13 protein-coding genes are annotated in these 14,241 nt (G+C 61.6%); 7 read left to right on the forward strand and 6 right to left on the reverse strand.

Annotated elements, in window-relative coordinates:
- The first annotated feature begins 287 nt into the window (after positions 1–287).
- A complete protein-coding gene (locus E8E95_RS04465) occupies positions 288–1,637 on the forward strand; it encodes an NCS2 family permease (protein WP_280348436.1) in 1,350 nt (449 codons plus the stop codon).
- A 547-nt stretch (positions 1,638–2,184) separates the two neighbouring features.
- Here the strand turns inward: E8E95_RS04465 and uraH are convergent.
- A complete protein-coding gene (gene uraH, locus E8E95_RS04470; RefSeq protein WP_179057999.1) occupies positions 2,185–2,538 on the reverse strand; it encodes a hydroxyisourate hydrolase in 354 nt (117 codons plus the stop codon).
- A 425-nt stretch (positions 2,539–2,963) separates the two neighbouring features.
- Here uraH and puuE point away from each other — a divergent pair, with 425 nt between their 5' ends.
- The 6 genes from puuE to E8E95_RS04500 all read left to right on the forward strand — a co-directional run bounded on the left by puuE (position 2,964) and on the right by E8E95_RS04500 (position 9,049).
- Positions 2,964–3,893: an allantoinase PuuE gene (puuE, locus tag E8E95_RS04475; RefSeq protein WP_280348438.1), complete on the forward strand. Its 930-nt coding sequence runs from the start codon at positions 2,964–2,966 to the stop codon at positions 3,891–3,893.
- Positions 3,890–4,405, forward strand: coding sequence for a 2-oxo-4-hydroxy-4-carboxy-5-ureidoimidazoline decarboxylase (uraD, locus tag E8E95_RS04480; protein WP_280348440.1), 516 nt, complete (start codon positions 3,890–3,892; stop codon positions 4,403–4,405). Before puuE ends, uraD begins: the two co-directional genes overlap by 4 nt.
- 161 nt (positions 4,406–4,566) lie before the next feature.
- Positions 4,567–5,070 carry an ureidoglycolate lyase gene (locus tag E8E95_RS04485; RefSeq protein WP_077521645.1) on the forward strand — a complete coding sequence of 168 codons (504 nt, stop codon included), beginning with the start codon at positions 4,567–4,569 and terminating at the stop codon, positions 5,068–5,070.
- 53 nt (positions 5,071–5,123) lie between these two features.
- Positions 5,124–6,443 carry a urate hydroxylase PuuD gene (locus tag E8E95_RS04490; RefSeq protein ID WP_280348443.1) on the forward strand — a complete coding sequence of 440 codons (1,320 nt, stop codon included), beginning with the start codon at positions 5,124–5,126 and terminating at the stop codon, positions 6,441–6,443.
- Between the two features lie 239 nt (positions 6,444–6,682).
- Positions 6,683–8,029: a nucleobase:cation symporter-2 family protein gene (locus E8E95_RS04495; RefSeq protein WP_280348445.1), complete on the forward strand. Its 1,347-nt coding sequence runs from the start codon at positions 6,683–6,685 to the stop codon at positions 8,027–8,029.
- A gap of 168 nt (positions 8,030–8,197) precedes the next feature.
- Entirely contained in the window at positions 8,198–9,049 is an 852-nt protein-coding gene (locus E8E95_RS04500; protein WP_280348447.1) for a nucleoside-binding protein, read from the forward strand.
- A gap of 252 nt (positions 9,050–9,301) precedes the next feature.
- On the opposite strand, the gene E8E95_RS04505 is transcribed toward E8E95_RS04500, so the two are convergent.
- The 5 genes from E8E95_RS04505 to moaA all read right to left on the reverse strand — a co-directional run bounded on the left by E8E95_RS04505 (position 9,302) and on the right by moaA (position 14,184).
- A complete protein-coding gene (locus E8E95_RS04505; protein WP_280348449.1) occupies positions 9,302–10,111 on the reverse strand; it encodes an outer membrane protein OmpK in 810 nt (269 codons plus the stop codon).
- A 123-nt stretch (positions 10,112–10,234) separates the two neighbouring features.
- Positions 10,235–10,555, reverse strand: a complete 321-nt coding sequence (locus E8E95_RS04510; protein ID WP_280348451.1) for a hypothetical protein — start codon at positions 10,553–10,555, stop codon at positions 10,235–10,237.
- Between the two features lie 234 nt (positions 10,556–10,789).
- Positions 10,790–11,608, reverse strand: a complete 819-nt coding sequence (locus E8E95_RS04515; RefSeq protein ID WP_280348453.1) for a transporter substrate-binding domain-containing protein — start codon at positions 11,606–11,608, stop codon at positions 10,790–10,792.
- Between the two features lie 66 nt (positions 11,609–11,674).
- Positions 11,675–13,033, reverse strand: coding sequence for an 8-oxoguanine deaminase (locus tag E8E95_RS04520; protein ID WP_280348455.1), 1,359 nt, complete (start codon positions 13,031–13,033; stop codon positions 11,675–11,677).
- 155 nt (positions 13,034–13,188) lie between these two features.
- Positions 13,189–14,184 (reverse strand): GTP 3',8-cyclase MoaA, encoded by a 996-nt coding sequence (gene moaA, locus E8E95_RS04525; protein WP_280348456.1) that lies wholly within the window; start codon positions 14,182–14,184, stop codon positions 13,189–13,191.
- Positions 14,185–14,241: the final 57 nt, after the last annotated feature.

Consider the following 14,241-nt stretch of genomic DNA (forward strand, 5'->3'; position numbering starts at 1 on the left):
ATTTCACTAACTAATTGTTTATAAACGAAATTGTGAGTTCGTTAGGCTGCAAATTGTCGCAGCAAAACTTAACCCATTAGTCAGCTTTTAGGGATTGGTGCGTTTTTTCGAACATTGAAAACATTATTTGTTTTTTTTGTATACAAAGGCATAATCGCGCCGTGACTTCCTGACCCTGCGGTCAAGTATTGGAGGAAGTGCACCACTCACGCCATCCGCCTCAGTCAGTCCGGAGCCAACTCCAGGCTCTGGGTGAACAAAACAAAAGAGATGAGGAGTACCACGCTGTGGAAAGCATCAAACAACAAGAACAAGGAACGTACGCCGCAACACCGCCCGCCAACGGTCTACTTGAACGTCTCTTCAAGCTCAGCCTTCACGGCACCACCGTGAAGACCGAACTGGCTGCCGGACTGACCACCTTCATCACCATGGCCTACATCATTTTCGTCAACCCGAACATCATGGCCGATGCCGGGATCGATCATGGCGCAGCCTTCGTTGCCACCTGCCTTGCAGCAGCCTTCGGCTGCCTCCTCATGGGCCTCTACGCCAACTGGCCGGTGGGTCTCGCACCGGGCATGGGCCTGAACGCCTTCTTCACTTACACCGTGGTCAATACCATGGGCTACAGCTGGCAGATCGCGCTTGGCGCGGTGTTCCTCTCCGGCGTGCTGTTCATGATCCTGACCTTCTCGCGCATTCGAGAGTGGTTGCTGAACAGCATTCCGAGCAGCCTGCGGTTCGCCATGGGCGCTGGTGTCGGCCTGTTCCTCGGGCTGATCGGCCTGAAGACCGCTGGCATCGTCGTCGCCCATCCGGCCACTCTGGTGCACATCGGTGACCTGACCTCGCCCGGTCCGCTGCTGGCTGCCATCTGCTTCCTGATGATCGCGGTACTGGAATACCGCCGCATCTTCGGCGGCATCCTGATCAGCATCCTCACCGTGACCCTGATCGGTGTTGGCCTGGGCATCGTCAAGTTCGGCGGCGTGTTCTCCATGCCCCCGAGCCTGGCCCCGACCTTCATGGCCATGGACATCACCGGTGCGTTCAACGTGACCATGGTGAGCGTGATCCTCGCCTTCCTCTTCGTGCATATGTTCGACACCGCCGGCACCCTGATGGGCGTTGCCCAGCGTGCCAACCTGGTGCAGGAAGACGGCCGCATCGAGAACCTCTCCAGGGCCATGAAAGCGGACAGCGCCTCCAGTGTCTTCGGTGGCGTGCTCGGCGTACCGCCGGTCACCAGCTACGTGGAAAGTGCCGCGGGTGTAGCCGCTGGCGGCCGCACCGGCCTGACCGCGGTAACCGTGGGCATCCTGTTCATCGCCGCCATGTTCTTCGCGCCCCTGGCCGGCATGATCCCCGCCTACGCCACCGCTGGCGCCCTGATCTACGTTGCGATGCTGATGATGGGCGGCATGGCCCACATCGACTGGAAGGAACACACCGAAACCATCCCCGCCATCGTCACCGTGATCATGATGCCCCTGACCTTCTCGGTCGCCGACGGCATCGCCCTGGGCTTCGTGACCTACGTGGTAATGAAGGCCTTCACCGGCAAGTACAAGGATGTGTCGGTAAGCCTGTATGCCCTGTGCGCCATCTTCGTGGCCAAGTTCATCTTCCTGTAATCACAAGCACCCGCTTCACCAGGCCCTGTCGCTCTGCGCCAGGGCCTTTTCATTTGGCCGTGGAAATACGACGCGCCGCCTCCGCTCCTCCCGTAGGAGCGAGCTCTGCTCGCGAATATCTCGTGCGCGAAATCTCGCAAACAGAACAGTTCGCTCCTGCAAGGCAATCGGTAGTCCGGACTGATGGAAATTCAGCTTCAGGCCCCTTTCGGAACGCAGCCCTGCAGAGCGTGACGCCAATCCGCCAGGATGCCTGGCCACGACAGTCCGAAACGATTTCCGACCACCGACCTGCGCCCAGGCAATTGCCGCCTAGACTCTTCCCTGATCCGACATTCACCCATGCGCCTGCAAAGCCTTTCGAGGCTGGCATACAGCTCTGGTCTTATCGGTCCCATGCTCCCTTGCGCATCTCCCCGTGATGCGCTTAAGCCCGACCTTGCGCCGGGCTTTTTTTACGCCGCACTTTCTTGCAGGCATAAAAAAGGCCCGCAGTGTGAACGGGCCATAAAGACTCCAGTGAGTCGAGGGTAACGAGAATCGTGGACTAGCTACCGCGGTAGGTGGAGTAGCTGTAAGGGGAGATCAGCAGCGGCACGTGGTAGTGGTCCTGCTCGGCTGAAATACCAAAGCGCAGCACCACCACATCGAGGAAGGCCGGCTCGGCCAGTTTTACGCCGCGGGCGCGGTAATAGTCGCCGGCGTGGAAATGGATCTGATAGACGCCGCTCTGGTAATCGGCACCCTGCAGCACAGGCGCGTCGCAGCGGCCGTCATCGTTGGTAACGGTAGTGGCGACCAGCTCCAGGCCTGCGCTCTCGACGCGGTAGAGCTCAATCTTGATGTCACGGCCAGGGCAGCCGTGGGCGGCATCCAGTACATGCGTGGTCAAACGTCCCATTGCTCGCTGGGCGTCCACCGGGCCGTTGCACTGGCCGCGATCGGAACGCCACACCTCCTCTGCTTGTTCATATAGGTGCGTGGTCAGGGGCCAAAGCCCCAGGTACGGAGCGCAGAATAACACGCGACCAGTCGAATGTAAGACATAAACACAAAAAATTGTACACAATAATCACATCAATACGGATCAACCCTGCCCAATCCGCGCCAGCAGCGGATTTCAACGTACCCGGCACGCACCGGGCCTTTGCCTGTTTATACCTGACCAAATGGGCAGGTTTACCACCCCCACCCTCGCCGACGAATTTAGCGAATTTTTGATTTACAAAACGCGTGACAGTTTGTATACAATCACCCCATCCACGGTCGCGCACCACTTTCCCGGGCTGTCGCTGATCGATCCAACAGACGAGAAGGAAGACTGCAGTGAGCGCTGAGTACCCACGCGACCTGATCGGTTACGGCAATAACCCCCCCCATCCGCACTGGCCAGGCGAAGCCCGCATCGCCCTGTCCTTCGTCCTCAACTACGAGGAAGGCGGCGAGCGCAATGTGCTGCACGGCGACAAGGAGTCCGAGGCCTTCCTGTCCGAGATGGTGGCCGCCCAGCCGCTGCAGGGCGTGCGCAACATGAGCATGGAATCCCTCTACGAATACGGTAGCCGCGTCGGCGTCTGGCGCCTGCTGAACCTGTTCAAGAAGCACGACATCCCGCTGACCATCTTCGCCGTCGCCATGGCCGCCCAGCGTCATCCGGATGTGATCCGCGCCATGGTCGACGCCGGCCACGAAATCTGCAGCCACGGCTACCGCTGGATCGATTACCAGTACATGGACGAGGCCCAGGAGCGCGAACACCTGCTCGAGGCCATCCGCATCCTCACCGAACTGACCGGCGAGCGCCCGGTAGGCTGGTACACCGGCCGCACCGGCCCGAACACCCGTCGCCTGGTCATGGAGGAAGGCGGCTTCCTCTACGACTCCGACACCTACGATGACGACCTGCCCTACTGGGACGCCGCCAGCACCGCGGAAAAACCGCACCTGGTCATTCCCTACACCCTCGACACCAACGACATGCGCTTCACCCAGGTGCAGGGTTTCAACAAGGGCGATGACTTCTTCGAATACCTCAAGGACGCCTTCGACGTGCTCTACGCCGAAGGCGCCGCCGGCGCGCCGAAGATGCTGTCCATCGGCATGCACTGCCGCCTGTTGGGTCGTCCGGCTCGCCTCGCCTCCCTGGCACGTTTCATCGAGTACGTGAGAGGTCACGAGAAGGTCTGGATCGCTCGCCGCGCCGACATCGCCCGCCACTGGCACGCCACCCACCCTTTCAAAGAGCAAGCCAAATGAGCCGCTTCCAGACCCTGACTCCGTCCACCCTGTCCCGCGAAGCCTTCGTCGAAGCATTCGCCGACATTTACGAGCACTCGCCCTGGGTCGCCGAGAAGGCATTCGACCTGGGCCAGGACGACTGCGTCGACGAGATCGATGGCCTGCACCAGCGCATGGCCGACCTGTTGCTCAGCGCCAGCCATGAAGCCCAGCTGGCACTGATCAATGCTCACCCGGACCTGGCCGGCAAGGCAGCCGTCCGTGGCGAGCTGACCGAAGCCAGCACCAGCGAACAGGCCGGTGCCGGTATCCAAGAATGCACGGCTGAAGAGTTCGCGCGCTTCACCGAGCTGAACGACGCCTACAAGGCCAAGTTCGGGTTTCCTTTCATCATGGCGGTGAAAGGCAGCAACCGGCACCAGATCCTGGCGGCCTTCGAAGAGCGGATCCACAACTCTCCCGAAGCCGAGTTCTCCAGGGCGCTGGCCGAGATCAACAAGATCGCGCTGTTCCGCCTGCAGCAAATGTAAGCCGCAGTCGCACCGCCCCTATTCAGGACCGGGTGGGCCACGGCCCGCCCATCGGCTCTCCGCCACACAGGAGAGCCAGGGGAGAGGATGGAAATTCCACCTCCCCTACCGGCCCCGCCCTCTCGGGGGATGGGAACCAGCAACGAACAAGTAGAACAGCCATGCGAACCCTGAAGATCGAGCCCCTGACCAAAGAAGCCTTCGCCCCGTTCGGAGATGTGATCGAAACCGACGGAAGCGAGTACTTCATGATCAACAACGGCTCCACCCGCCGTTATCACAAGCTGGCGACGGTCGAAACCGCCCAGCCGGACGACAAGGCGATCATCAGCATCTTCAGCGCCGAATCCCTTGAGATGCCGCTGCGCATCCGCATGCTGGAACGACATCCGCAGGGCAGCCAGGCCTTCATTCCGCTGCTCGGCAACTCCTTTCTGGTCGTGGTAGCGCCACTTGGCGATGTACCTGTACCGGGTCTGGTCCGTGCCTTCCTCTCCAATGGCAGGCAGGGCGTTAATTACCATCGCGGCGTCTGGCACCACCCGGTGCTGACGATCGAAAAGCGGGATGACTTCCTGGTGGTTGATCGCAGCGGTTCTGGCAACAACTGCGATGAGCATTTCTTCACTGAGGACGAGCAGCTCCTCCTCGACCCCCACCACTAATAAGAGAAGCCCAATGATCGGCGTGCTGGTCAGCGGGAAAAGAGGTAAACACTGTGGAAGCACATCTGACCGAATGGCTGAACCTGAGCATTCGCTGGGTTCACATGATCACCGGTATCGCCTGGATCGGCGCATCCTTCTATTTCGTCTGGCTGGAGAACAACCTGAACCGTGCCAACCCGCGCGACGGTCTGTCGGGTGACCTCTGGGCCATCCACGGTGGTGGCATCTACCACCTGGAGAAATACAAGCTCGCTCCGCCGAAAATGCCGGACAACCTGCACTGGTTCAAATGGGAAGCCTATTTCACCTGGTTGTCGGGCGTCGCCCTGCTGACCGTGGTGTTCTACATGAACCCGACCCTGTACCTGATCGCACCCGGCGTGGACATCGCTCCGGCTACCGCCGTCGCCATCGGCATCGGCTCGCTGATCGCAGGCTGGTTCATCTATGACTTCCTCTGCGACTCGCCGCTGGGCAAGACCCCTGCCCTGCTCGGCCTCGTCCTGTTCGTGCTGGTGATCGGCGCTGCCTGGGGCTTCACCCATGTGTTCAGCGGCCGTGGCTCCTACATCCATGTCGGCGCCCTGATCGGCACCATCATGGTCGGCAACGTATTCCGCATCATCATGCCGGCCCAGCGCGCGCTGGTTAAGGCCATCGAAGAAAACCGCACCCCGGACCCGGTCCTGCCGGCCAAGGGACTGCTGCGTTCGCGTCACAACAACTACTTCACCCTCCCGGTGCTGTTCATCATGATCAGCAACCACTTCCCGAGCACCTACGGCAGCCAGTACAACTGGCTGATCCTGGCCGGGATCGCGGTGATCGCAGTACTGGTGCGCCACTACTTCAACACCCGCCACGACAGCAACAAGTTCGCCTGGACCCTGCCGGCCGGCGCCCTGGGCATGATCTGCCTGGCCTTCGTCACCGCGCCGAACTACAAGGCCGCCGAACCCAGCCTGGCCGTGGAACCCGCCCACCAGGAGCAGGCCGCCCCCGCCACCAGCAGCGCCGCTACCCCGGCAACCAGCTCCAGCGAAAGCAAGCCGCAGGCTGCCGCTCCGGCGCAACCTGCTGCAGCGCCGGCCCAGGCCAGCGCCGCAGGCGGTAACTTCGACAAGGTCCACAGCGTGATCAAGGAACGCTGCGCTGTCTGCCATTCCGCCAAGCCCACCAGCCCGATGTTCACCTCGGCGCCGGGCGGCGTGATGCTCGACACCCCGCAACAGATCCAGATGCTCGCACCGAAGATCCAGGCCCAGGCTGTCGCCACCCAGATCATGCCGCTGGGCAACATCACCCAGATGACCCAGGAAGAGCGTGACCTGATCGGCAGCTGGATCGCCCAGGGCGCCAAGACCAACTGAGCATCGGCGAGGCTCCTGAAACCCTGGGACCTCGCGCACGACCACGGCGGGTGGTGACCCCAAGCATCACCCGCTTTCAAGCCTGCCCCCAGGCGGGCTTTTTTTATTCCTCGCAGTACCTGCACGACCCCGGCCGGGAGTCACCCTCCCGGCCAGCAACATGAATACCCGGCAAGCCGCTCCCACGAGGTGCGGCATTGCCAAGCGACTTACAAGAACAAAAGCGCCCGAGGTGTTGCATGACCACTCCGACAGAGCGAGAAATCGCCCTTTCGCCCGCTGACCAGCGCCTGCCCCTGATGCAATTGCTGCTTGTCGGTTTCCAGCATGTCCTGCTTATGTACGGTGGCGCCGTTGCCGTACCCCTGATCGTCGGCCAGGCCGCCGGTCTCTCCCGTGAAGAAATCGCCTTCCTGATCAACGCCGACCTGCTGGTCGCCGGTATCGCCACCATCGTTCAGTCCATCGGCATCGGCCCGGTCGGTATCCGCATGCCGGTGATGATGGGTGCCAGCTTCGCTGCGGTCGGCAGCATGGTGGTAATGGCCGGAATGCCTGGCGTCGGTATCCAGGGGATTTTCGGCGCGACCATCGCCGCTGGCTTCTTCGGCCTGCTGCTCGCCCCCTTCATGTCACGCATCGTGCGCTTCTTCCCGCCGCTGGTGACCGGAACCGTGATCACCTCCATCGGCCTCACGCTCTTTCCGGTAGCGGTCAACTGGGCCGGCGGCGGTAACGCGGCAACCCATTTCGGCGCCCTGGAGTACCTTTCCATCGCCGGGTTGGTACTGGGCACGATCCTGTTGGTGAACCGTTTCCTCAAAGGCTTCTGGGTCAACGTCTCGGTGCTGATCGGCATGGCCCTGGGCTACGCCCTGGCCGGTGCCAGTGGGATGGTCGACCTGAATGGCCTGGAAGAGACGCCCTGGTTCCAGCTGGTGGAGCCGATGCATTTCGGCATGCCGAAGTTTGAGCTGGCTTCGGTGCTGTCGATGTGCCTGGTGGTGGTGATCATCTTCGTCGAGTCCACCGGCATGTTCCTGGCCCTGGGCAAGATCACCGGACGCGAGGTCTGCCCCAACGCCCTGCGCCGTGGCCTGATGTGTGACGCCGGCGCGTCCTTCCTGGCGGGCTTCTTCAATACTTTCACCCATTCGTCGTTCGCCCAGAACATCGGTCTGGTACAGATGACGGGCGTCCGCAGCCGTTACGTGACGGTCGCCGCCGGGGCCTTCCTGATCGGCCTCAGTCTGTTGCCGAAAGCCGCCTTCCTGGTGGCTTCGATCCCGCCTGCGGTACTGGGTGGCGCAGGCCTGGCGATGTTCGGCATGGTGGCCGCCACCGGCATCAAGATTCTCCACGAGGCCGACATCAGCGACCGGCGCAACCAGTTGCTCGTCGCCGTGAGCATGGGGATGGGCATGGCACCGGTGGTTCGCCCCGAGCTCTTCGCCCAGCTTCCTCACTGGATGGAGCCCATCACCCACAGCGGCATCGCCATGGCCACTGTCAGCGCCCTCACCCTGAACCTGCTGTTCAACATCCTGGGTGAAAAGGAACGCAGCCGGCATTGCGCCGCACACTGATTTTGCTCCCATCTGGCCGGTACCCATGAGGTCCGGCCGGAATTCCAAAGCCTGCCTACCCGGCGGGCTCTTTTAACCCCAACCCCGGAGACGGCTGCCTTCGCGCACCGCCGTCAAGGACAGGTCATTTCCGCTTTCTGCTCAACAACAAAAAGAAGGAGTACCCGAATGCGTCGTTACACCAGCCTGGCGCTTGGCGCCGCCTTGTTGGCCACTGGCCAGACCGGATTCGCCGCCGAGGACGGCCAGATCTTCGAATGGGTGAACAACAGCGTTGGCTTCCGCTACGGCCAGCAGTACACCAACCCCAACAACCCGAACAAGTTCGCCAAACGCACCTACAGCTTCACCCATGCGGATGGCTACAAGTACGGCAGCAACTTCTTCAATCTGGACGTGTTCCTCTCCGACAGTCGTGACCCACGCAAGGGCACCGACCACGGCGGCAGCGAGGTCTATGCGGTCTACCGTCACCAGCTGTTCGCCTCGCGGGTGTTCGACCAGCCACTGGGCACCGGCCTGATCAAGGACTACGCCTTCACCTTCGGCTTCGATGCCAATCGCAACAACAACCTGGCCTCGGCCAAGAAGCGCGCGCTCGTGTTCGGCCCCACGCTCAAGTTCAACGGCGCCGCCGTACTCGACCTGAGCCTGATGTACTACCGCGAGAAGAACCACTCGGGCATCCCCAGCGCCAAGCATCCAGACCACACGTTCGACGCCACCTACATGGTGAACCTGACCTGGCTCAAGCCCTTCCAGCTCGGTGACCACGACGCCAAGTTCCAGGGATTCGTCAACTACGTCGGCGAGAAGGGCGAAGACTATTTCGACAAGGACACTGCCCCGGAAACCCTGATGCGTACTTCGCTGATGGTCGCCGCAATGCCCGGCGCCAAGCGCAAGCCGAACCTGTGGCTGGGCGTCGGCTACGAGTATTGGCACAACAAGTTCGGCGTCGATGGCGGGCGTGGCAGCCGCACCTCGACGCCGACGGTGAACCTGGAATTCACCTTCTGAACCGAGTCTCGCCCTAAGGCGTTCAATCCCCTTTGCGACCCGGAGGGAGGCCAGTCGCTGTGAGGGCGAATTGATTCGCGAGTGGCCGTGCAGCGGCGCCCGGTCTGGTACACCGGGAAATCCGCAAGCCCGCATCGCGAATGAATTCGCTCCCACATTGCAGCGAAAGGCTTGTGCCATGGATTGGCTCTCCTCCCCTTTCAACCGTGGGGATGGCGCATTGCGCCTCCCCCGGTCTTTTTTCCCGATGGATCAGAAGTGCACTTTGACCAGCAGGCTGGCGGTGTTCTGGTCGGTGCCATCGAGGATCTCGTCACCCAGGAAGCTCTCGCTGTCGATACCGTACTTGTCCTTCCAATAGTCGTACTCGAAACCAACGTAGAGCTGCTTCTCGCCCCAACCCATAGCCTTGCCCAGGTCGTACTTCACCTGCGGGTTGAAGTGCAGGTTGGCGTGGTAGGTGCCGCGGCTGTTCTCGTCGTTGTCCACGACCCAGTCCATGAAGCCGTCGATCAGGATGTCGGAGTTACCCACCGGAATGGTGTAGCTCCACACTGGAGTGATCTGCCAGACGTTATCGCCGGGACGGCTGCCGTCGGTGGTGCGGTTGTAGAAGTTGACCTGGAAGAAGTCGAAGCCGGGAATGGCGAGGTCGAAGCCCGGGCCGATCAGGTAGGACTCGACGTCGCCTTCGCCGAACTCGTAGGTCATGGCGAGCAGCACGTCGGTCACAGGGCCAAACTGGATCTTCTGGTCGAAGATCTTGCCGAGGGAAAGGCGCGGCTGGAATTCACCGTAGTAGGTGTTGTCGCCCACCTGCGCGTCCTTTTCGCCGTTGTAGAAGATCTTGTCCACGAAGAAGAAGTTATCGCCGTACTTCCAGCCGTCTGCATGCTCGAAGGTGACGGTTTGCTGGATTTCCGGATTGACCTTGAAGTTCTGGCCGTAGAGGTAGGTCAGGCTGTTGTTCTGCCAGAACAGCAGGTCACCGGCGATGGCCTGGCCGCCCCCGAGCAGGCCGGTCGTGAGGGCAAGGCAGTGCGGCAGATACTTGGCATTCATGGTTTTTTCCCTTGTTGTAGTGGGTTTTCAGTTTTTCCGCCCCGCACCCACCCGGAGCCCGCCCCGGTTTCCGGGCAGGCTGCAGGCAGGTTCGGGATTGGAGGGAGTTACGCGCGCCGTGCGTCAGCCGGTCAGGCCGAGGCGGTATTGGCGGGCGATGCCGGACGGGCTGTCTTCAGCGTTGCGCTGTTCGGCTACGTCCAGGGAGTACTGCCTGGCCTCGGGCATTGAGGACAGGAGGAAGCATTCTTCTGCGTCGGCATTGCTGTCCGGCTGGTTCGGGCAACCCGGCAGGCGGCCGTACACAGGCGCCAGGTCACGGGTGGCGGACAGATGAGCAAGCAATGGATGGGAACCTGCGAAGCGGTATCGCCTCGCCTGCGGCCGGCGGTGGGCGCCGTGCCTGAGGTCGTCACGAACCTCGGAGATATCGAATGAACTCATGGGTAAAGCCTGCCTATTGTTTTTGTCGGTCGTGGGCTTACAGGGTGGCGTGAGCCCCCTCATGCAGTTGCTTCATTAGAAAAAGCTGATCTGGCGGTCAGGTTTTGCGAATTATATACACTCTGTGAACATCTCAAACAACAGTTTCTTTCAGAATTGTGTACAACATTTCGAGCCTGATTCGCTCCAGGTCCATGGAACGCCTCTGGAACGGCGCTTGCGCACCGGAACGGTTCAGGGATTGGCCTTCTCCTTCTGGCGCTTCAGAAAATCGACTTTCCACTGCTCCATCCCGAGGTATTCGGAGTCCAGGTTGGCTTCCACCTGATAGCGGGCCTTGAGTGCATCCACTTCCTGGCGGTGCTCGGCAAGAAAGCGATCGAAACGTGCAATCAGTTCCGGATACTTGAGGCTGGAGAGGTTGAAGGTGCCGCGCGTGTGGGGCAGTTTCGGGTCGAACACCAAGGCGCCTGGCCGCGCGCGGATGTTGTCCAGGTAGTAAGTGGCAACCACCACGTTGTAGTAGGCGCCGTCAGCCTCCTGCTTCATTGCCTGCTTGATCATCTGGCCAAGGTCGTCGCTGCGTACAACCTGCGTGTGACCCGCGTCGATGCGGTCCTGGTAGGTCCAGGGCGTCCAGCCGTCCACCACCGCCAGCCTGGCCAGTTGGTCCACGCCCTGCCCCTGACGCTTGGGTGCTACCAGCACACCGTCCACGTACTCAACCACCGGCAGGCTGTAGCGGATGTCCTTGCCACCTTTCAGGTCGCCCGCCCAGTTGGCGTTGTCGGGATACTTGAAATCGATGCTGCCGTTGAGCAGATGCTTGGTGAGTTGGTGGACCGGCAGCGCCTGGTACTGGATATCCAGCCCGGCATCGCGCGCGAACAGATCCAGCAGGTCGCGGGCAAAGCCCTTGTACTCACCCTGATCGCTCATCCAGTAATGGGGCTGGAAGGATTGCTGCTCGACCCCAATCACATAGGTCTGCGCCAGGGCGCCATTCGCGGACAAAAGGCCAGCAGCCAGCCAGCCGAAAACCCGAGGTTTCATGACCTCCTCCTTGTTTTCCATTGTGCGGGAAAGACAGGAGCGGGACGACCCGCTCCCGGTTACGGGTTACTCGCCGAGCACCAGTTGACGTGCCAGCTCGTTGTGGCGCTCCAGCACGCGCGGGAGGTCCACGGTCACTACCTGGCCATCGCGTACGACCACCTTGCCGTTGATCACACTGGTGGACACGTGGGTCGGGGTGCAGAACACCAGCGCCGCCAGCGGGTCGTGGAGCGCGCCGGCATAGGCGATGTGATTGAGGTCGAAGGAGACGAAGTCGGCCGCCATGCCCGGCGCCAGGGCACCGATGTCATTCCGGTTGAGCACCTTCGCGCCACCCAGGGTGGCGATCTCCAGGGCTTCCCGAGCGGTCATGGCATCCGGCCCGAAACCGACCCGCTGCAGCAGCAGCGCCTGGCGTACTTCACCGATCATGCTGGCGCCGTCGTTGGAGGCGGAGCCGTCCACGCCCAGGCCCACCGGCACACCGGCGTCGCGCATGCGGCGCACCGGGGCGATACCAGAGGCGAGACGCATGTTCGAGCAGGGGCAATGGGCAACACCGGTACCGGTGCGGGCGAACAGCTCGATGCCGTGCTCGTCCAGTTGCACACAGTGGGCATGCCAGACGTCGTGACCGACCCAGCCCAGGTCCTCCGCATACTCCGCCGGTGTCATGCCGAACTTCTCGCGGCTGTAGGCGATGTCGTTGACGTTCTCGGCCAGGTGGGTGTGCAGCGAGACGCCGTAATGTCGAGCAAGCACGGCGGCTTCACGCATCAGGTCGCGGCTGACAGAGAACGGCGAGCAAGGTGCCACGACGACCCGCAGCATCGAGCCATGGGACGCGTCGTGGTAGTCCTCGATCAGGCGCTGCGATTCCTTGAGGATGTCCGCTTCCTTCTCCACCACGGAGTCCGGCGGCAGACCGCCCTGGCTGCGGCCGACGCTCATGCTGCCGCGAGCGGCGTGGAAGCGCATGCCGATCTCACCGGCGGCGTGGATGCTGTCATCCAGCTTGCAGCCGTTGGGATAGATATAGAGGTGGTCGCTGGAGGTGGTGCAGCCGGAGAGAATCAGCTCGGCCATGGCGGTCTGGGTCGAAACGCCGATCATCTCTGGGGTCAACCGCGCCCAGATCGGATAGAGGTTGGTCAGCCAGTTGAACAGCTCGCCGTCCTGAGCGGCCGGCACCACGCGAGTCAGGCTCTGATACATGTGGTGATGGGTGTTGACCAGGCCGGGAATGACGATCTTGCCCTTCATATCCAGCACTTCGTCGGCAGTCTGCGGCAGTTCGCTGCTCGGCCCGACCTGCACGATGCGGTTGTCCTCGATGAACATCCCGCCCTGCCGGATCTCCCGGCGCTGGCCATCCATGGTCACCAGCAGGTCGGCGTTCTTCATCAATAGCGTCTTGCCCATGCGTATTCTCCTTCGCCTCGAAAGCGATCTTGTTTTCAGTATTCAGAAAGGAATCGGGGTCCTTGGGGACGCCATGGCAAGGCGCTTCATCGAAGACAGTAGGTTTCCTACGGCGAGATGAAGCAACGCAGCCAGGGCTAACCCAAGGAGCTCGATCAGCCGCCAGTCATGCTCATGAAGCGAACTACCTGGACCTGGGAATCCGCTTCGAAATGGTGCTTCTCGGGCTTGAGCCTGAGTGCATCGATCAGCGCGGCGCGCAGCCTTTCCCTATCTCCGGGATGTCGACGGATCAGCGCCTTGAGGTCCAGTGCGCCTTCATGGCCGAGGCAAAGCACCAGCTTGCCTTCGGCGGTGACGCGCACACGATTGCAGTCGCCGCAGAAGTTGCGGCTGTGGGGAGAGATGAAACCGACCTGGGTTTCAGTGCCGATCACCTGGTAATAACGCGACGGGCCACCCGTGCGATAGCTGCTGGGCAGCAGCTGGAAGCGCTGGCCAACACGCTCGCGCACTTCTTCCGAAGTGCACAGGGTGACCTTGCGCTCGTGGCTGGAGATGCTGCCAAGGGGCATCTCCTCGATGAAGCTGATATCCAGCCCACGCTCGACCGCAAAGGCAACGAGGTCCTGTACCTCGTCATCGTTGCGGCCTTTCTGCACCACGGTGTTCAGCTTGATCCGACGAAAGCCCGCGGTACGCGCCGCGTCGATTCCAGCCAGCACCTGGTCGAGGCGGTCGCGACGAGTGAATGCGGCAAAGCGCTCGCGCTGCAGGGAATCGAGACTGATGTTCAGGCGGGTGACGCCGCTGCGACGAAGATCGGTGGCCATGTGCGCGAGCTGCGAACCGTTGCTGGTGATGGCAAGGTCTTCCAGTTCCTCGCGGGCGCCGAGTCGCGCCAGCAGGGAGGTCAACCCCTTGCGTACCAGCGGCTCACCGCCAGTGATACGGATACGCTTCACACCGAGGTCGATAAAGGCATCGGCAACGGCATAGAGCTCTTCGAGGCTGAGGATCTGCGCCCGGGGAGCGAAGACCATGTCCTCGCTCATGCAGTAGGTGCACCGGAAGTCGCAACGGTCAGTGACCGAGAGGCGCAGATAGGAAATTCGACGCCCGAAGGGGTCGAGCAAGTGGTTGTCTTGCATGGGTGACGTCTGCCGCAACACGCACCGGACAGGGCACCGATGACATGGACGGATGCA

The organism is Pseudomonas sp. BN414, from assembly GCF_029871275.1.
Taxonomy (GTDB): Bacteria; Pseudomonadota; Gammaproteobacteria; order Pseudomonadales; family Pseudomonadaceae; genus Metapseudomonas; species Metapseudomonas resinovorans_C.